Genomic DNA, 24,162 nt, shown 5'->3' with positions numbered 1-24,162 from the left:
GATCTCAATGGCTGTTTCTTCATGGCGGATATGTGTGGTGAAAGGGTGCTTAAAGGCGGGTGTTATCGTCGCGGCTGTGCTCTGCTTAAGCGGATGCGGCAGTATTATAAGCCGTACCATTCCCGGGCAGGGACACGGTAATCAGTACTATCCCGGCGTACAGTGGGATGTTCGCGACAGCGGATGGCGGGTCCTGACGATCCTCGACCTGCCGCTGTCGCTGGTGGTTGATACCCTGTTGCTACCGGTGGATGCCAGCCACGGTCCTTACGAGTAACTGCGATCGGAATCGCTGTTATCATCTTCCCACTCTTGCGCGGCGGCTTCACCCTCTTCGGTGTCCAGCGGCGGCTCCAGCTGGAACTCGCCGTCATCCCACTCGTGCAGGGTATTTTCTGCTAACCACTCCTGACGTAGTTCAACTTCGTCAAAATCTGCATCAAAAATGGCCTGTGCCGCTTCACCGCTACGATAAGGCAGACATTCGCCTGCTTCACCTTCTTCTGCCATGAATTCAGCCTGCCACATGATATCGCCATCCTGCATCACATACTTTTGCAGACCAAACTGGCTGATTGATGCATCCCCTTCCTCAAGCTCTGGGTGGTTAGCGAGGAACTCTTCACGTGCAGCATCGATGGCTTCCTCTAAGGTACTGTACATGCTCATCGCTCTTCTCCTTCACGGGTCTTTGACTATGGATTTATTTGATTTCAGTGAAGGATAGACGAAATCTGAAGGAGGGAAAGGTCAGGCCGGTGCAACTGGCGGGAAATAAGCCATTTCCGGCCAGTCAGGGTCAGATCATCTTTTGCGGGAAATGCAAAACCGGTTGAACGGACTCATGAATCACGGGGGCTGAGTAGCGGATACAACATTTTATACATGGCTTAACTTTCTTAAAATTAATTCTGGCGATGGAGAGGGCCTGACTCAAATTATATAACGTGCCGATAAATATGACCTCTTCTTTATCAGGCATACGCTTGCACCCTTTACGATGAAGAAAGTGATAATTTTCCTGATCGGTACCGATTGTAACGTAATAGTAGAGACCTTTGTTCATATTAACTGTCCCATTAGAGGTTTGCTGTGTTGTCTTTTTTATAATTCTGGCCAGAGCCGTTAAAAGCCTGACTGTCACAAACGAAACTACCGATAAGCATTAATGAGTTCAAATTCCATAATGGTCTATCGGGGTGTTAAAAAAATGTAAAATGGAATATAAGCTAAATCAGAAAGGCAATCGCTTGTAAAATAAGTTAATTTTCCCCGATTCATAAGCAGTAAGATATCATTAAGAGCGGCTAAATAGGATTAGGCCTGGCGTACAGAATAATCAGCGCCATAACGCATTTAATAGCACTCGCTGCAATATTAATTAATAAAAAGCGAAACAGGCTGAATGCCGCCTGCCGTCCTGTTAATTGATTAGCGGGTTTAACTTTAAACAGAGAGAAATTATATTATGAATACGGGTGTTTATTAATTACTGGACCTGCGGTTTCGCTTACAGGCTGAGTCTGCCATGAGTGATTTATTTAGCAGGGGAGTAAAACGCGCTAAATGCCTGACAGACATTTAGCGCGAACAGATTAATAACGGGAGGGTTCGCCCTCGGGGCGCGTTTTAAAGCGGCGGTGGAGCCACATATACTGTTCAGGTGCCAGCAGCACACCCTCTTCAACAACCTGATTCATTCTGGTTGCGGTTGCGACATCACTTTCCAGCGTAAATTCGCCGCTGATGTCAGGCAGTATCATCAGTTCATAGCCGCGACCCCCAGGCAGACGACGCGGCACAAAAGGGATGACAGCCGGTTTACCGGTGCGGATCAGCAGATGGGTGCCCACCGTTGTGGCCGCTTTTTCCACGCCAAAGAAGGGGACAAAGACGCTGCTGCGCGGGCCATAATCGTGGTCGGGCGCATACCAGATAATGTCACCCTGTTTCAGTGCGCGGATCATTCCTTTGAGATCTTTACGATCGAGCATGCTTTTATTTGACCGCATCCGACCTTTGACCTGAAGCCAGTCGATCAGTTTGTTGTCATTCGGGCGATAGACGCCAATGCCAGGGTTATGGATACCAAACATGCGTGCACCAATCTCCAGCGTCAGAAAATGCATGCCGATAAGCAGCACGCCGCGCTGGCTATCGCGCGCCTGCTGAATATGCTCCAGCCCCGACGGCGTATGCCATTTATTGATGCGCCAGTCAGGCCAGAACCACGCCATACCGGTCTCAATTAATCCCATGCCGACCGATTCGAAATTGTGTTTAACCATCGCTTCGCGTTCATTTACCGGCATATCCGGAAAACTTAATTCCAGATTACGCCGGGAAATACTGACGCGGTGTTTCATAAAACGCATCCCAATGCGGCCAATATTACAGCCGAGAACATAAAGCAGGGGATAAGGAAGTAGCACCAAAAGATAAAGAGAAGCGACACCCAGCCAGGTCAGCCAATAGCGCGGGTGGAGCAGTTCTCGTGAAAACTGAGGCAACTGAGTCATGTGAAGGTTAATTTTCCTGCGTCGCGCACCGTGCGGTGCTGATATCTCGTTGATTTACGCCATTGTGCCAGTTTTTGACGTGCGCTTAAATATCACTATCGGAACGTGCCATCAATGAACAAAGGTTAATAGTCCAATGTTGCTGCAAAAAACGGCAACAGGCGATCAATCTGGTCACTGGCCTTTGCATCCCGGTGAAATCAGGTATCATGTGCGCGCTAAATTTCTTCTATTGATAACAGGACGAACACCATGCCAGTGTTACATAACCTCGTTTCCAATAAAGAGCTGAAGGCGCGCATGCTGGCTGAAACCGAGCCGCGCACCACTGTCTCTTTTTATAAATATTTCCAGATTGCCGATCCCAAAGCATTCCGTGACGCGCTCTATCTTGGCCTGACAGCTCTTAAGGTCTTTGGTCGCGTCTACGTGGCCCACGAAGGCATCAATGCGCAGATCAGCGTGCCAGCCAGCCAGTATGAAAAGATGAAAGAATGGCTATATGGCTTTGATCCGGCGCTGAACAATCTGCGGATGAATATTGCGCTGGATGATGATGGTAAATCGTTCTGGGTGCTGCGTCTGAAAGTACGCGACCGCATTGTCGCTGACGGTATTGAAGACGACAGTTTTGATGCCAGCGATGTGGGTCAGTATCTTAAAGCGGCGGACGTAAACGCCATGCTGGACGATCCTGACGCCCTGTTCGTGGATATGCGTAACCACTACGAATATGAGGTGGGTCGCTTCGACAACGCGCTGGAAGTGCCGGCTGATACTTTCCGCGATCAGCTGCCGATGGCGGTTGAGATGCTGCAGGATCAGAAAGACAAAAAGATCGTGATGTACTGCACCGGCGGGATCCGCTGTGAAAAGGCCAGCGCCTGGATGCGGCACAACGGCTTTGAGGATGTCTATCACATTGAGGGCGGTATCATCGAGTATGCCCGACGCGCCCGTGAGCAGGGATTACCGGTACGCTTCAAAGGCAAAAACTTTGTTTTTGATGAGCGGATGGGTGAGCGGATCTCTGACGATGTGTTGTCGAACTGTCATCAGTGCGGCGAACCCTGTGATACCCACGTTAATTGCGTCAATGACGGTTGTCATCTGCTGTTTATTCAGTGCAAAAGCTGCGCGGAGAAGTTTGAGAACTGCTGTAGCCCGATCTGCCAGGAAGAGGCGAAGCTCTCACCGGAAGAGCAGCGCGCGCGTCGGGCAGGACGTGAAAATGGCAACAAGATCTTTAACAAGTCGCGTGGCCTGTTAAACATGACCATTCCCTCGCCGCTGAAGAAATAAGCGTGGCCGCCTGAAGTCAGCTTCAGGCGGCTTGCTGTTTTACTGGCGTACACCCTCAACCGAGATCATCAGCTGAACCTTCTGCGAAGCTGGCCCCAGATCTTTGGTGATGTTGAAATCTTTCAGTGCAATTTCACCTTCAGCCTCAAAGCCAGCGCGGTAGCCGCCCCACGGATCTTTACCTTCACCCAGCATTTTCGCCTCGAGCGTTACCGGTTTGGTCACGCCATTCAGCGTAAGATCGCCAGTAATCTTCAGCTCATCACCCTCTTTCTTCACATCTGTGGATTTGAACGTGGCCTGCGGATTTTTGCTGGTGTTCAGGAAGTCCGCACTGCGCAGGTGCTTGTCACGTTCAGCATGGTTAGTATCGATGCTGCTGGTGTTAATGGTGACGTCGACTTTATCTGCGGCAGGATTCTTCTCATCAAAGGTGAAGCGGCCATCAAAATCCTTAAAGGTGCCGTAGAGCCAGCTGTAACCCAGATGCTGGATACGGAACTGAATAAAGGCGTGCTGGCCCTCTTTATCGATTTTGTAGTCAGCGGCAGAGGCGGTGAGTGAGCCGAGCAGCAGACTGGCACCGGTCATCGCCAGCAGGGTCTTTTTAAACATATTATTTATCCTTTTCAGAGGGAGAGGTGAAACGCAAACCCGACATCCGTTTTAAGGTGATATCGCGATCGATAAAGTGATGTTTTACCGCTGCCAGCCCATGCAGCAGTGACAGGACCACAACCGTCCAGGCCAGCCAGAGGTGAATGTCGCCCGCAAGATCAGCCTGTTCGCCAGCACCGCTGAACAGCGCGGGCAGGGTGAACCAGCTGAATACCGAGATGGGTTTGCCATCGGCGGTGGAGATCAGATAGCCGCTGATCAGAATCGCCAGCAGCAGGGTATACAGTAACAGGTGGGCCACCACCGAACTGATGCGTACCAGCGGGGAATAACTGCTAAGCGGTTTTGGCGGCGGTGAAATAACGCGCCACAGCAGGCGAACGATCAGCGTCAGCAACAGGATCACGCCGATGCTTTTATGGATCTCAGGCGCGTCGTGATACCAGCTGTCGTAATAGCTGAGGCCGACCATCCATAATCCCAGCGCAAACATGGCGTAAATTGCCAGCGCCATCGACCAGTGCAGCAGCACGGCAACCAGGCCAAACTGATGAGATGAATTACGTAATAACATAATGAGGTTTTCATGAAGTAATAATCTGAAATAAGCATCCACATTATGAAATATAAAAGCAATCATCCTTACGCTTCTATAACTTTAATTTTATATTGTGAAAAGGTTGAATAAATCAGGTGTGAAATGCGCAATATTACTGAATGAGTTATTTGTGAGGCGCTGGTCGTTAACTAAAAAGAGCCGGAATTAACCAAAAGGGCGAAATATATTCTGACTTTATGTCAGTAATAGTCAATTTTCGTCAAAGTCTGTCAGTCGGGCGGCATCAGGCTGATACCACCCTTTATCGAGTCAGAAACGTGAGAGGCGGAAGGGTGTCAGATCAAAAGAGAACGGTTTTTGCTGGGCAAATTCTGCAGCCAGTTCGCCCAATACGCTGGCGAATTTAAACCCGTGTCCACTGAGCCCGGTGATTAACAAGCGGTCTGGTTCACCCGGCAGGGTATCAATTATAAAGTCTTCATCCGGGCTAAAATCGTAGCTGCAGGCTTCGCCATGCAGACAGACACCGACGCCAGGTAAAAACTGACGGAGAAATCCAAAAGCTTCGCTGCCATCGGCCGCCACCGCGCCAAAAGGTTTACGATCCTCAGGCTGCTGCATCAGCTGACCGCCATCATGACGACCCACTTTCAGGGCGTTGTTATCCGCCGGGAAGCCATAAAACTGGCTGCCATCGCCCATTTCCACCGTAAAACCGGGAAACTTATTGTTCTCACTGTAGCGGCCATCTGCCTGATACCAGGCGAACACCTTGCGGGTGGGCGCGACCGGCAGGTCAGGAACTAATTTGCCAACCCATGTGCCCGCACTGATCAACATTTTGCGGCCCCGGTAGACGCCATCCAGGGTAGTGACCTGCTGCAGATCGCCATCGCGACCCAGCTCTGAAACCGGGCAGTTAAACAGCTGCGCGCAGCCCGCCTGCTCCGCCAGTTGGATCCAGCTGCGTACCGCCTGTTCACATTTCAGATAGCCGGACTGCGGCTCAAATACGCCCAGATAGCCCTCAGGGACATTGATTTGTGGCCAGCGCTTGCGCACGTCATCAGGCTGCATCACCTCAATATTGAGCTGCCAGCGGGTCGCGCTGTCGATGACGTTCTGAATAAACGGCGACTGATTCGGGGCGAGATTAAGTACGCCACTGCGATGCATGATGCGCTCACCGGCACGCTGTTCCAGCTCATCCCACAGCGTTTGCGCCCGCAGAACCAGGGGGACATAGCGTTCACCTTCACCATAGGCGTGACGAATCAGCCGGCTCTCGCCATGATGTGTGCCCTGATTATGGGGAGGATGGGCGCTGTCGATCATTAACACCGATAAACCCGCCTGGGTGGCATAGTAGCCTGCCGCCGCGCCCACGGAACCGCTGCCAACGACGATAAGATCATAAATCATGGTAACTACGCTCTAAGAGACAGATAATCAAAAGCATACCAGAAACAGAAACGAAAAAGGCACCCCTGAGGGCGCCTCTTTGATGCGGCAGAAATTAATGCTTTTTGAGGAGTCGTTCTATCTGCTCGGCTGATTCTATCTTGGCGATGCCTGCTTCGAGGATCGAGATAAATTGCCTTGCCACATCCGTTGTCAGCCAGTATGTCGGGCCAACATCCGCTTCTTCTTCTTTTTGATCCTGCGACGACAACGAGTGCAGGCGGATCATCATGGCGTCATAGCTGTCAACGGTACTGATATCCCAGCCCACCAGTGGGTGAGTCTGTATAACATCTTTTCTTCTGTCCATTATAACCTCCTTATTACTCGTTAAACGAAGTGCATGATGAGGTTCAATGCGGCTTTTTTATTCCAATAGCGAAACAATTATAACAGTAAACGAGGGTATCACTGTTTAAAAAATGCCGTGAGTCAGCTTCTCACAGAATATTTGCGTTTGAAAGGCGGGCGTAAAAAAATAAAATGCCTGACGGGCAGGCATTTTTATCAGCAGTCAAAAGACAGGCAAAAAGCGGGCTTAGCCGCGTGAGCGGACTCAGAGAGCCGGCGTTTCTGGCACTACGCCGCCGCCGCGTTTTTGCAGTGTTTCTGCCAGACGGGCAAAGTGCTGCTGAAGCTGCTCATCATGGTTTTGATTTTGGGCTTCCAGCGACAGATTGTGTACCAGTAGCTGACTGGCACGATCGTCAAGACAGAAAATCAGACTGGAAAAGGCATTTTCCAGCACCGTTAAACGACGCTTCTGATCACCAATCAGTGCTAACAACTCACCAAAGGTCATCGCCTCTTCCGGTTTATCAGTAGTCATGGTGTCGCACCTCCTGTTATGCGTGACGAGCGCAAGGATAGGGCATTGATCATTAAGAGTCTAGATGCAGGACGGGGTAAGTGCGAGAGGGGAGAAAAGATAAAAAAACCGGGTGGCGACACCCGGAAAAAAAGCACAGTGGCGGTTAATCAGTATTGAACCAGTCGTCAGCGCTTTCCCACGTCTGCTGCAGGATCTCGCTGATCTGGTCGCGCGTCTCTTTTCCACCGCCCAGCACGCTGAGATTATTGGCACTGGCATAACGTACCTTGACGTGATTGGTCGAGTCAGGGAACTGTTCATCAATGCGGCGCGATAATTCATCGCTCAACGCTTCTATCGCACCAGCAGGAAGAGGTCGGGTATTTGATACGGTAATTTCAACGCGCATAACAGCCTCCGTTTAAGATACTGTATATATTTACAGTATCGACAGGCCGGAGGCAAGTAAAATTATGCGATGCGCCAGTTTAGTGTTTCACCCGCCAGGAACGGCACCAGTGAATGGCTGCCGAGCGCGATGGACTCTGGCACCTGCCAGGACTCACGCACCAAAGTAATCGTCCCTTCATTCAGCGGCAGGCCGTAAAAACGCGGGCCATTCTCCGAACAGAACGCTTCAAAATGTTCCAGCGCGTTCAGCTCTTCAAAAACGGTGGCGTAAGCGGGTAACGACACTGGCGCATTAAATACCCCCGCGCAGCCGCAACTGGCCTCTTTGAGATGACGCAGATGCGGTGCTGTGTCGGTGCCGAGGAAGACGCGCGGATGACCACTCGCCACTAATTTGCGCAATGCTTCCTGATGCACGTTGCGTTTAAGAATCGGCAGGCAATAGAGGTGCGGACGAATACCGCCCACCAGCATGTGATTGCGGTTAAACATCAAATGCTGCGGGGTAATGGTCGCGCCCAGCGTCTCATCGGCGGCGGCAACATATTCTGCGGCGTCCTGAGTGGTAATGTGCTCCATCACTACTTTCAGTGCCGGAAACTGGCTGCGCAGCGGCACCATAACCGTTTCGATAAACCGGGCTTCGCGGTCAAAAATGTCGACATGCGCATCGGTGACTTCGCCGTGGATCAGCAGTGGCATACCGAGCTTCTGCATCCGCTCCAGCACGCGGGCAATGGAGGCGATATCGGTAACGCCATGGCTGGAGTTCGTCGTAGCGTGCGCCGGATAGAGCTTAGCCGCGGTAAACAGACCGGAGGTGAAACCGCGCTCAAGCTCATCAGGATCAAGCGAGTCGGTCAGATAGCAGGTCATCAGCGGCGTAAAGGCGTGTTCGGCGGGCAGCGCCGCCAGGATGCGATCGCGGTACGCTTCACCTGCTGCCACGCTGGTCACCGGTGGCACCAGGTTAGGCATCACAATGGCACGCCCATTCACCGCGCTGGTATAGGGCAGGACCGTGTTGAGCATCTCATCGTCGCGCAGATGAATATGCCAGTCGTCAGGGCGACGCAGGGTAAGTTGCTGAGGTTGTGCTGTCATCAGTGAAGCTCCGGCAGAAGGGAAACAAAAGGCGTGTTTTGGCCGGGGTCTAAGCATAAGGATTCAGGCAACCGTTTGCACCTGCTTTTTATGCTGATAAAGAAAATCCGCTGCCCAACAGGGTAATGCTGGTCAGTTAAGATTAGATTTGTAAAGGCTGTCACGGTCAGACGTGGCAGCTTTTTTCCGGGCGAGCGAGCCGCAGTGCGGGCCAGAGCACCTCTGCTGCTGCCGGGCCGTCCTCGCGCCGCTCACGCGGTACCTTCGGCTTTGACGTCGTGCCGACGAACCGTTCGGGGATAGGCCCTCCCTGGCCGGCCCCGAACTGTCCACGCTTCCCGGCGTGGACTTCTGGCCCGCCGTCACGCCTCAGCGTTGCGGATAGCCCTTTCAGCAGCAGAGGCGCTCAGGCCTCTACTCTCGTGCCCTTTTTAACAATACGCAACAGAAGCTTCAGAGCAGACCGGTGGCGATCAGGGGCAGGCAATCCGCAGCGCTGAACAGAATGAGTCTGCCAGGAGAGCCCGCAGGACGCGGGCGAAAGGCGGGGCGGCACAGGATGTGCCATCCCCGGCGGTCCGTCAGGCAGAGGAATGACGTGAAGGAACCGCGTAGCGGCGCGAGGACCGCCAGCCCCTGCCCGGCACCAGACTGCGTTGTCACCTGTCGCTTAACTGACTGGCATTACTGCGTAAAGGGAATAACCAGTTCGCCAGGTTTCACTTCCAGTCCTTTGGCAAATTTCTTCGCCAGCGACTCGCCTTTGCTGCGGTCGGCGCTGAGCACGTAAGCCGGCTTTTGATCAAAGTAGTTTTTCAGCGACTGATTCAGATAAGGCGTCAGCGTTTTCATAATGGAGGCCATTTTTTCCGGAGCAACCTGCGCATCAACAATTTCCAGATCGCGCAGATAGATTGCACCCTGCTGCTGGTCATAGACCGGCTGAGCACGCATCTTCAGTTGCATATCGGCCTGCTGCGGACCTAACAGTGACGTCACATTGATTTTAGCATTGCCAGAGAGCGTCACTTTGCCTGGCTCTTCACGGCCAATCTGACTGGTCAGATTGTTCAGGACGATGTGCGCATTAACCAGCCCGGAAACGCCAATATCTTTCTCATAGTTGTTGTGCTTCTGCAGCGCCTGGTTTACTTCCTGTTCGCTGATGGTGTATTGCGTCAGTTGATTACAGCCGCTCACCAGCAGCGCGATCAACAGGGCAGTCAGCCCGAAAAAAGCCTTTTTCATCGATCTTTATCCTGAATATCAGAGCCAATAAACAGGCCATAGCCTGCCTGAATGCGTAGCGGGTGTCATCAGGAAAGAGATGAGAAACGCCGCAGCGTCTCTCATCGGGAGGGGTTAGTGAGCTATTGAGGAGAGCAGATTCACCTGGGTCTGTTTAGCCATGTTATCGCGGTAGTCAGCGACCCGGCTCGGCCAGTCGATACCGGCCACCAGCGTCAGAGAGCGCAGCAGCGGGAAGAGATTAAAATCATCTTCCGACAGCTCGCCATTTACCGCATTGGGCTGGACGATTAATTTGTCCAGCTTGCGCAGATCGTCGCTGACGTTCTTAATCAGGCCGGCAGAATGACTTTTCAGCGTGTCGAAATCACCGATGCTCGCCTGCTTTTTGTTGCGGAAATAGTCACGCGCCTCCGGCGTCGCAAATTCGGCAAACGCCGCCTCTGCAATGCGCGGCAGCAGCAGTTTATTGACATAGCTGTTCATGTGACGCAGCCAGTCGCCGATCGCCGGATTCAGCGCGCCGATGATCAGCGGTTCGCCATCCTGCTGATCGACATAGTGTACGATCTCCATACTCTCAGGCATCGCGCTGCCATCCTGCTTCTGCAGAATGGGCGCCATTTTCTGTCCGATCAGTCGTTTTGGCGTCTCTTCATCGTCGTTGAGCATTACCACCAGCTCAACCGGTTTGTTTTTCAGGCCAAAAATCATTCGTGCTTTAACGCAGAAAGGGCAGTGGTCGTAGATATAGAGCTTCATCCTGATCTCCCGGGTTTTACAGGTTTAGTGTTTAACAGAGTGAATCAATTCATCCTGCTTTCGGGCTCGTAAAAAGTATGGAAGAGATTACTCCACAGGGCAAACCTGCCTGTCAGGCGCGCTGCAGGATCCGCTGGTGATGCCGCCTGCAGCAGGGGTTATCCGCGGTGCGACCCGAGCAAAATCAGCCTCTTTATCACTAAACCGCTGTAACGTTTTACCGCAGCCCAGGCGGCGGTTATAGTGAAAGCCGGGTAATGACGGCTCATCTCTATCAGCCATTGATTTCAGGAGTCAGGATGTTTGGCTATCGTTCTGCCGCGCCCAGGGTGCGATTAACCACCGATCGGCTGGTGGTCCGTCTGGTTCACGAGCGTGATGCCTGGCGAATGGCAGATTACTACGCGGAAAACCGCCTGTTTTTAAAACCGTGGGAGCCGGTGCGTGATGACAGCCACTGCTACCCCTCGGGCTGGCAGGCGCGGCTTGGGCTGATTTCCGACATGCATAAGCAGGGTTCGGCCTTCTATTTCATTTTAATGGACAGCGATGAAACCGAAGTGAGGGGAGTGGCGAACTTCAGCAATGTGTTGCGCGGATCCTTTCATGCCTGTTACCTCGGCTATTCACTGGGTGAAAAGTGGCAGGGGCAGGGGTTCATGTTCGAAGCGTTGCAGGTGGCAATCCGCTATATGCAGCGCCAGCAGCATATTCACCGCATCATGGCTAACTACATGCCGCACAACCAGCGCAGCGGCGATCTGCTGGCGCGACTCGGTTTTGAGAAAGAGGGTTACGCGAAAGATTATCTGCTGATCGACGGACGCTGGCAGGATCACGTGCTGACAGCCTTAACCCTGCGGGAATGGACGCCTGACCGGCGTGGATAATAATGAGGATGCGAGCATGAAGATGACTTTATCGGCGCAGGCGATGCGCGTGCTGGGCTGCCTGCTGGAGAAGCAGGTCACCACGCCGGAACAGTATCCGCTGTCACTGAATGGCGTGGTGGTGGCCTGTAACCAGAAATCGAACCGCGAGCCGGTGATGGAGCTGAGCGAAAGTGAGGTACAGAATCAGCTCGATCAGCTGGAAAAACGGCATCTGATTACCGCCAGCAGCGCCGCCGGGCAGCGGGTCGTGAAATATGAGCAGCGTTTCTGCAACTCCGCGTTTGGCACGCTAAAGCTTAATAGTGCAGAAGTCGCTCTCCTGACGCTGCTGTTACTGCGCGGGCCCCAGACGCCAGGCGAACTGCGTACCCGCAGCGGCCGTCTGCACGAGTTCAGTGATGTCAGCGAAGTTGAGCAAACGCTGGAAGGATTGATGCAGCGCGACGACAGTGCTCAGGTGATCCGTCTGTCGCGTGAACCTGGCAAGCGCGAAAGCCGCTTTATGCATCTGCTGGGCGATGAGCCTGACCAGCCGCAGGCCGCAGACGCGTCGGAAGAACAGGGCGAACTGGCGGCGCGCGTCGCAATGCTGGAACAGCAGGTTGCAGCGCTTCAGGCACAACTCACCCAACTGCTGCAACCGGAGAGCTGAGATGACCTTACGTATTGGCATGGTGGGATTAGGCGGTATCGCGCAGAAAGCCTGGCTGCCGGTGCTGTCGGCGGCGACGGACTGGACCCTGGCAGGGGCGTTTTCCCCGAACCAGGCCAAAGCCCGGCCGGTCTGTGACAGCTATCGCATGCCATGTTTTGGTTCGCTGAATGAATTAGCCGCTGCCTGCGACGCGGTCTTTGTCCACAGCAGCACCGCCACGCACTATGAAGTGGTCAGGGCGCTGCTGCTGGCAGGAAAGGATGTCTGCGTCGATAAGCCGCTGGCTGAAACCCTGGAGCAGGCTGAGGCGCTGGTGGCGCTGGCGGAAAAACGGCAGCGTAAACTGATGGTGGCGTTTAACCGGCGGTTTGCCCCGCGCTATCAGCAGCTGCGGGCGGAGATGGCTAGCGCGACTTCTCTGCGGATTGAAAAGCACCGTAGCGACAGCGTCGGGCCACAGGATCTCCGCTTTACCCTGCTCGATGACTACCTGCATGTGGTGGATACCGCCCTCTGGCTGGGTGGGAAACCTTTTCGCCAGGTTCAGGGACGCATCGACACCAACGAACAGGGGCAGATGCTCTATGCCGAGCACCATTTCGCTGTTGAGGGCTTGTCGATTACCACCAGTATGCACCGGCGCGCAGGCAGTCAGCGTGAGCGGGTCAGCGCAGTATGTGACGGCAAGTGCATCGACATCAGTGAAATGCGCGACTGGCAGGAAGAACGGCGTGACGGGCTGCTGATTACGCCACCGCCCGCCTGGCAGAGTCATCTGACCCAGCGCGGTTTCAGCGGTGCGGCTCGCCATTTCATCGACTGCGTACAAAATCAGACGAAGCCTGAAACCAGCGGTGAGCAGGCGCTGATGGCGCAGCGTGTGGTGGAAAAATTGTGGCGTGAGGCGACGCAGGAATAACGCCTTGTAACACTCCGTGCTGGTCATTTCCCTCCGTGGCAGTAGACTGTCGCCGGGCATCTTCTGGGTGCCCGCGCTAATTCTCCTTTTTTGCCGATTCTTTTCAGGATGCGCCGTCAATTATGAATTTGTTGAAATCGCTGGCAGCGGTCAGTTCTATGACCCTGTTTTCCCGCGTACTGGGCTTTGCCCGTGATGCCATCGTGGCGCGGGTGTTTGGCGCCGGAATGGCGACCGATGCGTTCTTTGTTGCGTTTAAACTTCCCAATCTGCTGCGGCGTATTTTTGCTGAAGGCGCCTTTTCTCAGGCCTTCGTGCCCATTCTGGCTGAATATAAAAGCAAGCAGGGCGAAGAGGCGACGAAACTGTTCCTGGCTTACGTCTCGGGCCTGCTGACGCTGGCGCTGGCGCTGGTCACGGTGGCGGGCATGATTGCTGCGCCCTGGGTCATCATGGTGACGGCCCCCGGCTTTGCCGACAGTCCCGATAAGTTTGCGCTCACCAGCTCGCTGCTGCGGGTGACCTTTCCCTACATTATGCTGATTTCGCTGGCGTCACTGGCGGGTGCGGTGCTGAACACCTGGAACCGCTTCTCGGTACCGGCCTTTGCACCGACCCTGCTGAACGTCAGCATGATTGGCTTTGCGCTGTTTGCCGCGCCGCACTTCCACCCACCGGTAATGGCGCTGGCCTGGGCAGTGGTAGCAGGTGGCGTGCTGCAGCTCGGCTATCAGCTGCCACACCTGAAGAAGCTCGGGATGCTGGTGCTGCCACGCCTGAATCTGCGTGATGCGGGCGTCTGGCGGGTCATGCGTCAGATGGGACCTGCCATTCTGGGCGTTTCTGTCAGTCAGATCTCGCTGATCATCAATACCATCTTCGCCTCGTTTCTGGTCTCAGGTTCGGTCTCCTGGATGTACTACGCGGACCGCCTGATGGAGTTCCCTTCGGGTGTGCTGGGCGTGGCGCTGGGCACCATTCTGCTGCCGTCGCTGGCCAAAAGTTTTGCCAGCGGCAACCATGATGAATATTCCCGGCTGATGGACTGGGGTCTGCGCCTCTGTTTTCTGCTGGCGCTTCCCAGCGCGGTGGCGCTGGGCATGCTCTCCGGCCCGCTGACCGTGGCGCTGTTCCAGTACGGCAAATTCACTGCCTTTGATGCACTGATGACGCAGCGCGCCCTGATCGCCTACTCCGTCGGACTGATGGGGCTGATCGTGGTCAAGGTGCTGGCTCCGGGCTTCTATTCCCGTCAGGACATCAAAACGCCGGTTAAAATCGCGATTATCACGCTGATCATGACGCAGGTAATGAACCTGGCGTTTATTGGTCCGCTGAAACACGCCGGTCTGTCACTGTCGATTGGGCTGGCAGCCTGTCTGAATGCGTCTTTGCTCTACTGGCAGCTGCGTAAGAAGAATATCTTTATGCCGCAGCCGGGCTGGAGCAGCTTCCTGATCCGCCTGCTGATAGCCGTAGTGGTGATGGCAGGCGCGCTGTTTGCCATGCTGCAGTGGATGCCAGCCTGGGAGCAGGGATCGATGCTGTGGCGGCTGCTGCGCCTGGCCGCGGTCTGTGGTGTGGGCGGCGGAGCCTACTTCCTGGCGCTGGGGCTGCTGGGCTTCCGGCTGCGCGACTATGCGCGTCGCACCGCTGTGTAAAGCTTGCCGCAATAAATAAATTCAACGCGCAGGGAACAGGGGCAGAGGAGGAAAGCGTCCCGCGCCATGGACAAAAACGCCGGGAGCGTTTTTGAACAACGCAACGCGTTGGCCCGGCAACGGGCGCACCTCAGGGATGAGGTGCGTAATCGCGCGGGCCGAGCGGCCAGGGATTGGCTTTAACGTCTTTCCGATCTGCCCCTGTTCCCTGTGCAGGCTCAATTTTAAAGCTCATCATGGTGAAGGAAAAAACGCACCAATAAAAAATCCCGCACCAGGCGGGATTTTTTTTCGCTACTTTCCGGTTCAGGCTTTGCGACTTAACGTCGCCTGGCCTTTACCCATCCCATCCGGGCCGTAAAAGGCCTGGGTCTGATGCGGCTTCAGCACGTCAAGCGCATCCTGGGTGTAGCGGATCTGGTGTTGCAGCAGCAGGCCGTTATGAACATTGGCATCCTGCAGACGACGGCTATGCTGCTGGATAGTGTCCCAGCGGCGCGCCATGTCGTTCTGACCACGATAAGGTGCCGATGTCGCCTGACTCTGCTCAGCGGTGCGGCGCATCTCATCCAGATAGTTCAGCGTACTGAGCAGCGCGCTTTTATCTTCGGTAATACGCTGCAACAGATTACTGTTAATGTTTCCGGCTGCCAGTTGCTGCTGCTCTTCTTCCAGCACGGCTGAGAGCGACGCCAGCACGTCCTGCATCTTATCTAAGGTGGTCTGCAAATTACTCATGGGAACTAATTACCCTCTAAATACGCCTTGGTGTCGGCAATCAGCGCATCGGCGATTTTGCCGGTATCCATCTTCAGTTCGCCATTACGAATGGCGGTTTTCAGTTGTTCAACGCGCTCGACGTTAATATCTTTGCTGCTCGGCTGCATCAGCTGCGACTGCGCGCTGCTCAGGCTGACCTGGGCTGCTGCAGGGGTCGTGGCTGCTGCCACCGGGCTGGCGCTCTGGCGCACTTTGCTGCTGCCGGACTCACTGCTATCGCGGCTCTGTACGGTGCTGGCGGGTTTCAGAGGTTGCGTTCTGTCAATGCTCATGTTCGGGCTCCTGTACGGTCAGGGGAAGTCTGCCACCTGAATCAGAATAGCGTTATCGCTTCGTTGATTCTTCTATCGGCAGCACTACTGGCTTCTTTAACACTTTACAGCGTTATAAGAATATTCCCATCCTCGCGTACCTTACCGCTGACAATCTGGCCATTTCCCATCCTGACCCGGACCGACTGCGATCGGGCGGCGTTATTCAGCGCCTTGCCCTCACCGCTGGCGTCAAAGCCGTCACCGCTGGCAATCACCATCACATTCTGACCCGCCTTCACACGCCACGGCTGACGCAGCGTGGAGGGATTAATCGGCTGTCCTGGCTGGATATCGCGCAGCACCACGGCGTCTGCGACCGAGTCCGCATTCAGCAGGGCGCGGGCAGGCAGAGTATCAAGGCGGCCGGTCTGCAGAGTGAAATCACTCTCGCTCACGCTACTGCCCTGGCTCAGCAGCCGGTTCGCCACCAGATAGGAACCGGTGACCTGCACCTGTACCTGAATATAACGGCGGTTCTCACCACAGTTTGCCGCCACGCTCATATTGCCCCACAACCGGCTGTTGCCGGGCAGGGTGAACTGTGGCGCCTCACAGGCTGGCCACTGTTCCTGCGGTGTGCGTACCACCACGACCATGCCATCAGCATGCTGGGCGTCACGCGCTTTAAAAAATTGATTCAGTTGTGCATTGAGATCCCCGGCGGAAACCGGCAGGGCGATCGCGACCAGCAGGCTGGTCAGCAGGGTCAGATATCGACGCATTGTGCATTTCCTCACTGATGATGGCGACGAGTGTACCCCTTAAGAAAAATCCTTAATTGTCAAAATAGCGGTCATTTGAGGCCTTATTCAGACGATGACCCCTTGCATTTTCAAATTAAGCTGCGAGCTCGAAATTCTCATACGCGGAGGAAACATGCTCGACAAACTGGATGCGGCGCTGAAATTTGGTACGGAGGCCCTCAACCTGCGTGCTCAACGTCAGGAGATCCTGGCGTCAAATATTGCCAACGCCGATACCCCTGGTTATCAGGCCCGGGATATCGACTTTGCCAGCGAGCTGAGTCGGGTGATGTCCAATGGTCGTGCGGAAGGCAGCAGCATGGCGTTAAAAGTCACGTCAGCTCGCCACATTGAAGCACAGACAAACGGCGTGCCATCGATGGATATACTTTATCGCATTCCTGACCAGCCTTCTGCCGACGGCAACACCGTAGATATGGACCGTGAGCGTACGCAGTTCGCGGATAACAGCCTGAAATATCAAACCGACCTCACCCTCATCAGTAGCCAGATCAAAGGCATGATGAGCGTGTTACAAGGACAATAATTATGGCCTTGCTGAATATTTTTGACATTGCCGGTTCAGCGATGACCGCGCAATCACAGCGATTAAACGTCAGTGCCAGTAACCTGGCGAACGCCGACAGCGTCACCGGCCCCGATGGCAAGCCTTACGTGGCAAAGCAGGTGGTTTTCCAGACCGATGCGGCGCCAGGCTCAGCCACCGGCGGCGTGAAAGTGGCAAGAGTCGTGGATGACCCTACACCTGCCAAGCTGGTCTATGACCCGGGCAATCCGATGGCAGATGCCAAAGGCTACGTGAAGATGCCAAACGTAGATGTGGTCTCTGAAAGCGTCAACACCATGTCGGCGTCACGCAGCTACCAGGCCAACGTCGAAGTGCTCAACACCGTGAAGTCGATGATGATGAAAACCCTGACGATCGGGCAATAACGGAGAAAAATTATGGCTATCGCGGTAGGCGTTAACGAAAGACTGGACCCCACGGTCCTTAGCTCCTCTAACACCAGTGTCACCGGCAACAATGCGCAGGATCTGCAGAATCAGTTCCTGACCATGCTGGTGACGCAGTTAAAGAACCAGGATCCCACCAATCCAATGGATAACAGCCAGCTCACCACGCAGCTGGCACAGATCAATACCCTGAGCGGCATTGAAAAACTGAATACCACGCTGGGATCGATCTCCGGCCAGATCAGCACCAGCCAGTCGCTGCAGAGCTCCACGCTGATTGGGCATGGCGTGATGGTCAATGGCGGACAGGTTCTGGTAGGCAACGGCACCACAACGCCATTTGGCGTTGAGCTGGCCTCCGCCTCAACCGGCACATCGGCCACCATTAAAGATGCCAGTGGCACGGTGATCGACACCGTCGATCTGGGCGCGCTGAGCGCTGGCGTGCACACCTTCTCGTGGGACGGCAAGCTGACAGATGGCTCTGTCGCCCCGGATGGTAAATACAGCGTTGCGATTGCCGCAAGCAATGGCAACACACAACTGGTGGCACAACCGCTTAACTACGCCTACGTCAATGGGGTGAGTACTGCGAACAACACCACAAAACTGGATCTCGGCACCATGGGCTCCGCCACCCTTGACGACGTACGTCAGATTCTCTGATTAACCTGTAGACAGGAAACAAACACATGTCATTTTCCCAAGCGGTCAGCGGCCTTGGTGCTGCTTCAAGTAACCTTGATGTCATCGGTAACAACATTGCCAACTCCGCCACTGCGGGCTTTAAATCGAGCACCATCGCGTTTGCCGATATGTTTGCCGGTTCTAACGTCGGCCTCGGTACCAAAGTTGCTGCGGTAATCCAGAACTTTAACGACGGCGCCACCACCACGACCAGCCGTGGCCTGGACGTTGCGCTGAGCGGTAACGGTTTCTTCCGTATGACCGACAGCAGCGGCGGCGTCTTCTATTCACGCAATGGTCAGTTAACGCTGGATGCCAACCGTAACCTGGTCAACACCCAGGGTCTGAACGTGACCGGCTATCCGGCCAGCGGTTCACCGGCCACTATCCAGGCAGGTGCTAACCCGGTGGCGCTGCGTATTCCTACCGAGCAGATGTCAGCCCGTGCGACCACTACCGCCGGTCTGGTTGCCAACCTGAACTCAACGGACAAAACGCCATCTGTGGCCACCTTCTCGACGGCGAACGCAGACAGCTACAACAAGAAAACCACGGCAACCGTGTTCGACTCGCAGGGTAATGACCACGCGCTCGACATGTATTTCGTGAAAGACACCACCAGCAACAGCTGGACCGTGCGTACCATTGATGGCAACACCGGCAGTTCAGCGGGTGACTTCAGAATGGCGTTTGACACCAGCGGTAAGCTGACCAGCGTCTCTAAGCTGGATGCCACCGGCGCTGTCGTCAGCACGACGACCGATGGCACCGTCGGCCTGACGCTGAACGTGGGCGGAGCGAATGGCGCAGTCGCCAATCAGCCAATCAACCTGAGCATGCTGGGCAGCCTGCAGCAGAACACCGGCAGCACCACCTTTGGCAGCCCGACCCAGGATGGTTATGCACCTGGCGATCTGACCAGCTACGCGATCAATGATGACGGCACCATCACCGGCAGCTATTCAAACCAGAAAACCCAGCTGCTGGGTCAGATTGTCCTGGCGAGCTTCTCTAACCCGGAAGGTCTGCAGTCTCAGGGCGACAACGTCTGGTCTGCGTCAAGTGCATCCGGTCAGGCAGCAATCGGTCTGGCGAATACCGGCACCTTTGGTTCACTGACGGCTGGCGCACTGGAATCTTCCAACGTCGACATGAGTAAAGAGCTGGTGAACATGATCGTCGCGCAACGTAACTATCAGGCGAATGCGCAGACCATCAAAACTCAGGACCAGATTCTCAACACGCTGGTTAACTTACGTTAATTCGCTAACAGGATTGCCATATGGATCACGCGATATATACCGCGATGGGCGCGGCCAGCCAGACGCTGGATCAGCAGGCGGTTACCGCCAGCAACCTCGCCAACGCCTCTACACCGGGTTTTCGTGCGCAGCTGAATGCGCTGCGCGCCGTGCCGGTGAGTGGCTGGTCGCTGCCAACCCGTACGCTGGTCGCCGCCTCGACACCGGGCGCCGACATGAGTCAGGGCGCGATGGATTACACCGAGCGTCCGCTCGATGTGGCGGTGCAGCAGGATGGCTGGCTGGCGGTGCGTACCGCTGACGGCAGCGAAGCCTATACCCGCAACGGCAATATGCAAATCAGTCCGACCGGTACGTTGACGGTTCAGGGCAATCCTGTGATGGGCGATGGCGGTCCGATTGTGATCCCGCAGGGCACTGAAATCACCATTGCAGCCGACGGCTCGATCACCGGGCTGAATGCCGGTGATTCACCGAACGCCACGGTTCAGCTGGGCAAGCTGAAGCTGGTCAGGGCAACCGGGCAGGAGCTGCAGCGCAGTGATGACGGCATGTTCCGGCCTACTGCGTCGACGCAGGCGACCCGCGGTGCCGCGCTGCAGGCTGATGCCACCATGCAGGTGATGCCTGGCGTGCTGGAAGGCAGCAACGTTAAACCGGTAGAAACCATGGTCGATATGATCGCCAACGCCCGACGTTTTGAGATGCAGATGAAAGTCATCACCAACGTCGACGAAAATGAACAAAAAGCCAACCAGCTCCTGAGCATGGGCTAAGGCACGAGGATAACAACATGATTCGTTCTTTATGGATCGCTAAGACCGGTCTTGATGCGCAGCAGATGAACATGGACGTCATTGCCAACAACCTGGCAAACGTCAGCACCAACGGCTTTAAGCGTTCGCGTGCCGTGTTCGAAGATCTGATGTACCAGACCATGCGCCAGCCGGGCACACAGTCATCTGAACAGACAACGCTGCCATCGGGTTTGCAGATCGGTACCGGTGTACGTCCGGTGACCACTGAACGTCTGCATACGCAGGGCAACCTGTCGCAGACCAGCAACTCAAAAGATATCGCCATTAACGGCCAGGGTTATTTTCAGATTCAGATGCCGGATGGCACCTCTGCTTATACCCGTGACGGCGCGTTTCAGGTTGATCAGAACGGCCAGCTGGTGACCAACTCCGGTTTCCCGGTACAGCCAGGCATTACCATTCCGGCTAACGCCACCAGCATCACGGTGTCGCGTGACGGTGTGGTCAGCGTAACGCAGCAGGGACAGGCCCAGGCCGCGCAGGTCGGTCAGTTAACCCTGAGCACCTTTATGAATGACGCCGGTCTCGATAGCGTGGGTGAAAACCTCTACAAGGAAACGCAGGCATCGGGCGCTCCGACGGACAGCACGCCAGGCCAGAACGGCGCGGGCCTGCTCTATCAGGGCTATACCGAAACCTCGAACGTTAACGTGGCGGAAGAGCTGGTCACCATGATCCAGACGCAGCGCGCTTACGAAATCAACAGCAAGGCGATCAGTACCTCTGATCAGATGCTGGCGAAATTAACTCAGCTTTAATCCCGAACAGGGCCAGCCCGTGCTGGCCTGAATGACAGACATTAATAAGGTCGTGACGCCGTGGCGAAGCAACAGATTCTCAAGCCTGGACATTGGTTAGTCGCCTCGTTGCTGCTAACTCTCAACGGATGTGCCCTGGTCCCGCGTACCCCGCTGGTCGAAGGTGCAACTACAGCGCAACCAATGCCGTCCGCGCCACCGGTGGTCAACGGCTCTATATTCCAGGGCGTCGCGCCGCTTAACTACGGCTATCAGCCGCTGTTTGAAGATCGCCGTCCACGCAACATTGGCGATACCCTGACCATTACGCTGCAGGAAAACGTCAGCGCCAGCAAGAGCTCCTCAGCCAATGCCAGCCGCGATGGCAGCAACAGCTTTGGTGTGAGCGCGGTGCCGACCGGTCTGGCAGGCCTGGTGGGTGCAGGTGGTGAAAAAGCCAACCTCAGCGCCGAAGGCAAAAATGATTTCGCAGGTAAAGGCGGCGCATCCGCCAATAACACCTTTACCGGCACCATTACCGTCACCGTGGATCAGGTGTTGTCAAACGGCAACCTGCACGTGGTCGGTGAAAAACAGATCGCCATTAATCAGGGCACGGAGTTCATTCGCTTCTCGGGCGTGGTCAACCCACGCACCATCAGCGCCAGTAACGCCGTGTTATCTACCGCTGTCGCCGATGCACGTATTGAGTACGTCGGAAATGGTTACATCAATGAGGCGCAGACCATGGGTTGGTTCCAGCGTTTCTTCCTGAACATCTCGCCGATGTAAGAGGTTTCAATGAAAAAGTTAACGCTGTTACGCGCCGGGCTGGCGCTGCTGCTGGGCGTCAGCCTGCTGGCAAAAGCCGATTTGATTCGTGATTTAACCACGGTACAGGGCGTTCGTGATAACCAGCTGCTGGGCTACGGCCTGGTCGTGGGCCTGGATGGCACCGGTGACCAGACCACCCAGACGCCATTTACTACCCAGACAGTGAGCAACATGCTGTCACAGCTTGGTATTACCGTTCCCACCGGAACCAACATGCAGCTGAAGAACGTGGCGGCCGTCATGGTCACCGCTAAACTGCCCTCGTTTGCCCGTCAGGGACAGAACCTGGATGTGGTGGTCTCGTCGCTGGGTAACGCCAAAAGCCTGCGCGGCGGCACGCTGTTAATGACGCCGATGAAAGGCGTCGATAACCAGGTTTATGCGCTGGCGCAGGGTAATATCCTGGTCGGTGGCGCGGGTGCGTCAGCGGGCGGCAGCAGTGTTCAGGTTAACCAGCTGAACGGTGGCCGTATCACCGGCGGTGCAACCGTTGAGCGTGAACTGCAGAGCAACTTTGGTACGCAGAACACCATTAACCTGCAGCTTAACAGCGAAGATTTCTCGATGGCGCAGCGAATTGCTGATGCCATTAACGCCCGTGGCGGTTACGGCGCAGCGCAGCCGCTGGATGCCCGTACCGTGCAGATCCGCGTATCGCCTAATAATGGTGCGCAGGTGCGTCTGCTGGCTGAGATCCAGAACATTAATGTGTCGATCCCGGTTGAAGATGCCAAAGTCATCATCAACTCCCGTACCGGTTCGGTGGTAATGAACCGTGAAGTGACGCTGAATCAGTGTGCGGTCGCGCAGGGCAATCTGTCGGTGACGGTTAACCAGCAGCAGAACGTCAGTCAGCCTGATACTCCACTGGCCGGTGGTCAGACGGTGGCGACGACGCAGACTCAGATCGATCTGCGCCAGACCGGCGGTGCGCTGCAACGCGTCAACGCCAGCGCCAACCTGAACAATGTGGTGCGTGCGCTGAATGCGCTGGGTGCTTCACCTATCGAACTGATGTCAATTCTGCAGTCGATGCAGAGTGCCGGCTGTCTGCGTGCCAAACTGGAAATTATCTGATGGCTGATATGCAATCTCTGACGAGTTCGGCTTTCGACAGCCGTTCCCTGAATGAACTGAAACGCCAGGCCAGCAATGATCCGAAAGGACAAGCGTTGCAGGTGGCGCGTCAGGTCGAAGGGATGTTTGTACAGATGATGCTGAAGAGTATGCGCGAGGCGTTGCCGCAGGACGGCATTATGGGCAACGAGCAGACCAAACTCTTTACCTCTATGTATGACCAGCAGATTGCACAGGAGATGGGGAAGCGCGGCCTCGGCCTGGCGGAAACCATCGTCAAACAGATGCAGCCCGCCACCACGCCGGATGAAAAAGCCGGTACGGTGCCGATGAAGCTGGATAACAGCTTTATTCTCAGCACCAGCGGGGCAACACCACTGCCGGCGCAGCAGCTGGAGCAGATTGTGCGTAAGGCAATGCCGCGTCTGCCGCCGGTCGCTTCACCGACGGGTCTGCCCAGTGACAGCCGCGAGTTTATCGCCCAGCTGACGCAACCGGCGCAGGCTGCCAGCCAGCAGAGTGGCATTCCTCATCACCTGATTCTGGCGCAGGCTGCGCTGGAGTCGGGCTGGGGCCAGCGTCAGATCCTGACCCGCGACGGCAAACCGAGCTACAACGTGTTCGGGATTAAAGCCAGCGGCGACTGGAAAGGTGACACTACCGATATCATGACCACCGAATATGAGCAGGGTGAAGCGAAGAAAGTGCGTGCCAGCTTCCGCGTCTATAACTCCTATTTTGAGGCGCTGACCGACTACGTCAAACTCCTGACCAAAAACCCACGCTATGCGGCGGTGACGAACGCCTCAAGCGCAGAGCAGGGTGCGCAGGCCTTACAGGCGGCCGGTTATGCCACCGATCCAAAATATGCGCAAAAGCTGGTGGGAATGATTCAGCAATTCAAAAGTATGGGCGACAAAGTCGTCAAAGCTTACAGTCAGGATATGGGCGACCTGTTCTGATCATTGCGCCTCAAGTTTCACTTTAGCAAGCCGATAACATCCCTATAGCC

Annotated in this window: 30 protein-coding genes; 15 read left to right on the top strand and 15 right to left on the bottom strand. The window is 55.2% G+C overall.

Annotated elements, in window-relative coordinates:
- Positions 1-37: 37 nt before the first annotated feature.
- The gene (locus HFD87_RS00785; RefSeq protein ID WP_010669829.1) at positions 38-277 is read left to right on the top strand and encodes a YceK/YidQ family lipoprotein; all 240 of its coding nucleotides are present in this window, start codon (positions 38-40) and stop codon (positions 275-277) included.
- Here HFD87_RS00785 and HFD87_RS00780 read toward each other — a convergent pair.
- From HFD87_RS00780 to HFD87_RS00775, 3 genes are all read right to left on the bottom strand, one after another.
- The gene (locus HFD87_RS00780; protein ID WP_010246413.1) at positions 268-669 is read right to left on the bottom strand and encodes a MysB family protein; all 402 of its coding nucleotides are present in this window, start codon (positions 667-669) and stop codon (positions 268-270) included. The two genes, HFD87_RS00785 and HFD87_RS00780, sit on opposite strands and share 10 nt — an antisense overlap.
- Positions 670-799: 130 nt before the next feature.
- On the bottom strand, positions 800-1,066 hold the full coding sequence (locus tag HFD87_RS22870; RefSeq protein WP_010669830.1) for a hypothetical protein: 267 nt from the start codon (positions 1,064-1,066) through the stop codon (positions 800-802).
- A gap of 529 nt (positions 1,067-1,595) precedes the next feature.
- Positions 1,596-2,519: a Kdo(2)-lipid IV(A) acyltransferase gene (locus HFD87_RS00775; RefSeq protein WP_010246409.1), complete on the bottom strand. Its 924-nt coding sequence runs from the start codon at positions 2,517-2,519 to the stop codon at positions 1,596-1,598.
- A 252-nt stretch (positions 2,520-2,771) separates the two neighbouring features.
- Between HFD87_RS00775 and HFD87_RS00770 the strand changes: the two genes are divergently transcribed.
- A complete protein-coding gene (locus tag HFD87_RS00770; RefSeq protein ID WP_010246407.1) occupies positions 2,772-3,821 on the top strand; it encodes a rhodanese-related sulfurtransferase in 1,050 nt (349 codons plus the stop codon).
- A gap of 39 nt (positions 3,822-3,860) precedes the next feature.
- Here the strand turns inward: HFD87_RS00770 and HFD87_RS00765 are convergent, their stop codons facing one another.
- The 9 genes from HFD87_RS00765 to grxB all read right to left on the bottom strand — a co-directional run bounded on the left by HFD87_RS00765 (position 3,861) and on the right by grxB (position 10,795).
- Complete coding sequence (locus HFD87_RS00765) at positions 3,861-4,436, bottom strand: YceI family protein (RefSeq protein ID WP_157351843.1); 576 nt, start codon at positions 4,434-4,436, stop codon at positions 3,861-3,863.
- A gap of 1 nt (position 4,437) precedes the next feature.
- Positions 4,438-5,013, bottom strand: coding sequence for a cytochrome b (locus tag HFD87_RS00760; RefSeq protein WP_167422821.1), 576 nt, complete (start codon positions 5,011-5,013; stop codon positions 4,438-4,440).
- A 294-nt stretch (positions 5,014-5,307) separates the two neighbouring features.
- On the bottom strand, positions 5,308-6,420 hold the full coding sequence (gene solA, locus HFD87_RS00755) for an N-methyl-L-tryptophan oxidase (protein ID WP_022625882.1): 1,113 nt from the start codon (positions 6,418-6,420) through the stop codon (positions 5,308-5,310).
- 94 nt (positions 6,421-6,514) lie between these two features.
- Positions 6,515-6,769 carry a biofilm formation regulator BssS gene (gene bssS, locus HFD87_RS00750; protein WP_010246399.1) on the bottom strand — a complete coding sequence of 85 codons (255 nt, stop codon included), beginning with the start codon at positions 6,767-6,769 and terminating at the stop codon, positions 6,515-6,517.
- Positions 6,770-7,015: 246 nt separating this feature from the next.
- Positions 7,016-7,288, bottom strand: a complete 273-nt coding sequence (locus HFD87_RS00745; protein ID WP_010246397.1) for a hypothetical protein — start codon at positions 7,286-7,288, stop codon at positions 7,016-7,018.
- Between the two features lie 145 nt (positions 7,289-7,433).
- The gene (gene dinI / locus HFD87_RS00740) at positions 7,434-7,679 is read right to left on the bottom strand and encodes a DNA damage-inducible protein I (protein ID WP_010246395.1); all 246 of its coding nucleotides are present in this window, start codon (positions 7,677-7,679) and stop codon (positions 7,434-7,436) included.
- Positions 7,680-7,741: 62 nt separating this feature from the next.
- Complete coding sequence (gene pyrC, locus HFD87_RS00735) at positions 7,742-8,785, bottom strand: dihydroorotase (RefSeq protein ID WP_010246393.1); 1,044 nt, start codon at positions 8,783-8,785, stop codon at positions 7,742-7,744.
- A 684-nt stretch (positions 8,786-9,469) separates the two neighbouring features.
- On the bottom strand, positions 9,470-10,033 hold the full coding sequence (locus tag HFD87_RS00730; RefSeq protein WP_167422820.1) for a lipoprotein: 564 nt from the start codon (positions 10,031-10,033) through the stop codon (positions 9,470-9,472).
- 114 nt (positions 10,034-10,147) lie between these two features.
- Positions 10,148-10,795, bottom strand: a complete 648-nt coding sequence (grxB, locus tag HFD87_RS00725; protein WP_010246388.1) for a glutaredoxin 2 — start codon at positions 10,793-10,795, stop codon at positions 10,148-10,150.
- A gap of 299 nt (positions 10,796-11,094) precedes the next feature.
- Here grxB and rimJ point away from each other — a divergent pair, with 299 nt between their 5' ends.
- The 4 genes from rimJ (at position 11,095) to murJ (ending at position 14,923) form a co-directional block, all read left to right on the top strand.
- Entirely contained in the window at positions 11,095-11,685 is a 591-nt protein-coding gene (gene rimJ / locus HFD87_RS00720; RefSeq protein ID WP_010246386.1) for a ribosomal protein S5-alanine N-acetyltransferase, read from the top strand.
- A 16-nt stretch (positions 11,686-11,701) separates the two neighbouring features.
- Positions 11,702-12,340 carry a YceH family protein gene (locus tag HFD87_RS00715; protein ID WP_167422819.1) on the top strand — a complete coding sequence of 213 codons (639 nt, stop codon included), beginning with the start codon at positions 11,702-11,704 and terminating at the stop codon, positions 12,338-12,340.
- A 1-nt stretch (position 12,341) separates the two neighbouring features.
- Complete coding sequence (locus HFD87_RS00710) at positions 12,342-13,262, top strand: Gfo/Idh/MocA family protein (RefSeq protein ID WP_167422818.1); 921 nt, start codon at positions 12,342-12,344, stop codon at positions 13,260-13,262.
- Positions 13,263-13,384: 122 nt separating this feature from the next.
- Positions 13,385-14,923: a murein biosynthesis integral membrane protein MurJ gene (murJ, locus tag HFD87_RS00705; RefSeq protein WP_010246379.1), complete on the top strand. Its 1,539-nt coding sequence runs from the start codon at positions 13,385-13,387 to the stop codon at positions 14,921-14,923.
- A 306-nt stretch (positions 14,924-15,229) separates the two neighbouring features.
- On the opposite strand, the gene flgN is transcribed toward murJ, so the two are convergent.
- From flgN to flgA, 3 genes are all read right to left on the bottom strand, one after another.
- Positions 15,230-15,661, bottom strand: coding sequence for a flagellar export chaperone FlgN (gene flgN, locus HFD87_RS00700; RefSeq protein WP_010246377.1), 432 nt, complete (start codon positions 15,659-15,661; stop codon positions 15,230-15,232).
- Between the two features lie 5 nt (positions 15,662-15,666).
- A complete protein-coding gene (gene flgM / locus HFD87_RS00695) occupies positions 15,667-15,975 on the bottom strand; it encodes a flagellar biosynthesis anti-sigma factor FlgM (protein ID WP_010246375.1) in 309 nt (102 codons plus the stop codon).
- A 104-nt stretch (positions 15,976-16,079) separates the two neighbouring features.
- Positions 16,080-16,739, bottom strand: coding sequence for a flagellar basal body P-ring formation chaperone FlgA (gene flgA / locus HFD87_RS00690; protein ID WP_010246373.1), 660 nt, complete (start codon positions 16,737-16,739; stop codon positions 16,080-16,082).
- Between the two features lie 154 nt (positions 16,740-16,893).
- Here flgA and flgB point away from each other — a divergent pair, with 154 nt between their 5' ends.
- Genes flgB through flgJ form a run of 9 tightly spaced genes read left to right on the top strand, consistent with a single transcriptional unit; the run spans position 16,894 to position 24,112 of the window.
- The gene (gene flgB, locus HFD87_RS00685; protein WP_167422817.1) at positions 16,894-17,307 is read left to right on the top strand and encodes a flagellar basal body rod protein FlgB; all 414 of its coding nucleotides are present in this window, start codon (positions 16,894-16,896) and stop codon (positions 17,305-17,307) included.
- 2 nt (positions 17,308-17,309) lie between these two features.
- Positions 17,310-17,714: a flagellar basal body rod protein FlgC gene (flgC, locus tag HFD87_RS00680; protein WP_013357440.1), complete on the top strand. Its 405-nt coding sequence runs from the start codon at positions 17,310-17,312 to the stop codon at positions 17,712-17,714.
- A 12-nt stretch (positions 17,715-17,726) separates the two neighbouring features.
- The gene (gene flgD, locus HFD87_RS00675; RefSeq protein WP_167422816.1) at positions 17,727-18,401 is read left to right on the top strand and encodes a flagellar hook assembly protein FlgD; all 675 of its coding nucleotides are present in this window, start codon (positions 17,727-17,729) and stop codon (positions 18,399-18,401) included.
- Between the two features lie 26 nt (positions 18,402-18,427).
- On the top strand, positions 18,428-19,684 hold the full coding sequence (flgE, locus tag HFD87_RS00670; RefSeq protein WP_022625876.1) for a flagellar hook protein FlgE: 1,257 nt from the start codon (positions 18,428-18,430) through the stop codon (positions 19,682-19,684).
- A gap of 20 nt (positions 19,685-19,704) precedes the next feature.
- Entirely contained in the window at positions 19,705-20,460 is a 756-nt protein-coding gene (locus HFD87_RS00665; RefSeq protein ID WP_010669843.1) for a flagellar basal body rod protein FlgF, read from the top strand.
- A gap of 17 nt (positions 20,461-20,477) precedes the next feature.
- Positions 20,478-21,260: a flagellar basal-body rod protein FlgG gene (gene flgG, locus HFD87_RS00660; protein WP_003849881.1), complete on the top strand. Its 783-nt coding sequence runs from the start codon at positions 20,478-20,480 to the stop codon at positions 21,258-21,260.
- Between the two features lie 60 nt (positions 21,261-21,320).
- The gene (locus HFD87_RS00655; RefSeq protein ID WP_029518984.1) at positions 21,321-22,031 is read left to right on the top strand and encodes a flagellar basal body L-ring protein FlgH; all 711 of its coding nucleotides are present in this window, start codon (positions 21,321-21,323) and stop codon (positions 22,029-22,031) included.
- A gap of 9 nt (positions 22,032-22,040) precedes the next feature.
- Positions 22,041-23,150, top strand: coding sequence for a flagellar basal body P-ring protein FlgI (locus HFD87_RS00650; protein ID WP_010669845.1), 1,110 nt, complete (start codon positions 22,041-22,043; stop codon positions 23,148-23,150).
- On the top strand, positions 23,150-24,112 hold the full coding sequence (gene flgJ, locus HFD87_RS00645; RefSeq protein WP_167422815.1) for a flagellar assembly peptidoglycan hydrolase FlgJ: 963 nt from the start codon (positions 23,150-23,152) through the stop codon (positions 24,110-24,112). Before HFD87_RS00650 ends, flgJ begins: the two co-directional genes overlap by 1 nt.
- The last annotated feature ends 50 nt before the right edge of the window (positions 24,113-24,162 follow it).

Source organism: Pantoea sp. EKM21T (assembly GCF_011800405.1).
In the GTDB taxonomy this organism is placed as follows: Bacteria; Pseudomonadota; Gammaproteobacteria; order Enterobacterales; family Enterobacteriaceae; genus Pantoea; species Pantoea agglomerans.
The sequence above is the reverse complement of the archived record's forward strand: the minus strand, read 5'-3'. Positions and strand labels throughout refer to the sequence as shown.

Excerpts from the sequence above, each read along its gene's own strand:
- HFD87_RS00780 (WP_010246413.1), bottom strand. The coding sequence starts at position 669 with ATGAGCATGTACAGTACCTTAGAGGAAGCCATCGATGCTGCACGTGAA.
- HFD87_RS22870 (WP_010669830.1), bottom strand. The coding sequence starts at position 1,066 with ATGAACAAAGGTCTCTACTATTACGTTACAATCGGTACCGATCAGGAA.
- HFD87_RS00775 (WP_010246409.1), bottom strand. The coding sequence starts at position 2,519 with ATGACTCAGTTGCCTCAGTTTTCACGAGAACTGCTCCACCCGCGCTAT.
- HFD87_RS00770 (WP_010246407.1), top strand. The coding sequence starts at position 2,772 with ATGCCAGTGTTACATAACCTCGTTTCCAATAAAGAGCTGAAGGCGCGC.
- HFD87_RS00765 (WP_157351843.1), bottom strand. The coding sequence starts at position 4,436 with ATGTTTAAAAAGACCCTGCTGGCGATGACCGGTGCCAGTCTGCTGCTC.
- HFD87_RS00760 (WP_167422821.1), bottom strand. The coding sequence starts at position 5,013 with ATGTTATTACGTAATTCATCTCATCAGTTTGGCCTGGTTGCCGTGCTG.
- solA (WP_022625882.1), bottom strand. The coding sequence starts at position 6,420 with ATGATTTATGATCTTATCGTCGTTGGCAGCGGTTCCGTGGGCGCGGCG.
- bssS (WP_010246399.1), bottom strand. The coding sequence starts at position 6,769 with ATGGACAGAAGAAAAGATGTTATACAGACTCACCCACTGGTGGGCTGG.
- HFD87_RS00745 (WP_010246397.1), bottom strand. The coding sequence starts at position 7,288 with ATGACTACTGATAAACCGGAAGAGGCGATGACCTTTGGTGAGTTGTTA.
- dinI (WP_010246395.1), bottom strand. The coding sequence starts at position 7,679 with ATGCGCGTTGAAATTACCGTATCAAATACCCGACCTCTTCCTGCTGGT.
- pyrC (WP_010246393.1), bottom strand. The coding sequence starts at position 8,785 with ATGACAGCACAACCTCAGCAACTTACCCTGCGTCGCCCTGACGACTGG.
- HFD87_RS00730 (WP_167422820.1), bottom strand. The coding sequence starts at position 10,033 with ATGAAAAAGGCTTTTTTCGGGCTGACTGCCCTGTTGATCGCGCTGCTG.
- grxB (WP_010246388.1), bottom strand. The coding sequence starts at position 10,795 with ATGAAGCTCTATATCTACGACCACTGCCCTTTCTGCGTTAAAGCACGA.
- rimJ (WP_010246386.1), top strand. The coding sequence starts at position 11,095 with ATGTTTGGCTATCGTTCTGCCGCGCCCAGGGTGCGATTAACCACCGAT.
- HFD87_RS00715 (WP_167422819.1), top strand. The coding sequence starts at position 11,702 with ATGAAGATGACTTTATCGGCGCAGGCGATGCGCGTGCTGGGCTGCCTG.
- HFD87_RS00710 (WP_167422818.1), top strand. The coding sequence starts at position 12,342 with ATGACCTTACGTATTGGCATGGTGGGATTAGGCGGTATCGCGCAGAAA.
- murJ (WP_010246379.1), top strand. The coding sequence starts at position 13,385 with ATGAATTTGTTGAAATCGCTGGCAGCGGTCAGTTCTATGACCCTGTTT.
- flgN (WP_010246377.1), bottom strand. The coding sequence starts at position 15,661 with ATGAGTAATTTGCAGACCACCTTAGATAAGATGCAGGACGTGCTGGCG.
- flgM (WP_010246375.1), bottom strand. The coding sequence starts at position 15,975 with ATGAGCATTGACAGAACGCAACCTCTGAAACCCGCCAGCACCGTACAG.
- flgA (WP_010246373.1), bottom strand. The coding sequence starts at position 16,739 with ATGCGTCGATATCTGACCCTGCTGACCAGCCTGCTGGTCGCGATCGCC.
- flgB (WP_167422817.1), top strand. The coding sequence starts at position 16,894 with ATGCTCGACAAACTGGATGCGGCGCTGAAATTTGGTACGGAGGCCCTC.
- flgC (WP_013357440.1), top strand. The coding sequence starts at position 17,310 with ATGGCCTTGCTGAATATTTTTGACATTGCCGGTTCAGCGATGACCGCG.
- flgD (WP_167422816.1), top strand. The coding sequence starts at position 17,727 with ATGGCTATCGCGGTAGGCGTTAACGAAAGACTGGACCCCACGGTCCTT.
- flgE (WP_022625876.1), top strand. The coding sequence starts at position 18,428 with ATGTCATTTTCCCAAGCGGTCAGCGGCCTTGGTGCTGCTTCAAGTAAC.
- HFD87_RS00665 (WP_010669843.1), top strand. The coding sequence starts at position 19,705 with ATGGATCACGCGATATATACCGCGATGGGCGCGGCCAGCCAGACGCTG.
- flgG (WP_003849881.1), top strand. The coding sequence starts at position 20,478 with ATGATTCGTTCTTTATGGATCGCTAAGACCGGTCTTGATGCGCAGCAG.
- HFD87_RS00650 (WP_010669845.1), top strand. The coding sequence starts at position 22,041 with ATGAAAAAGTTAACGCTGTTACGCGCCGGGCTGGCGCTGCTGCTGGGC.
- flgJ (WP_167422815.1), top strand. The coding sequence starts at position 23,150 with ATGGCTGATATGCAATCTCTGACGAGTTCGGCTTTCGACAGCCGTTCC.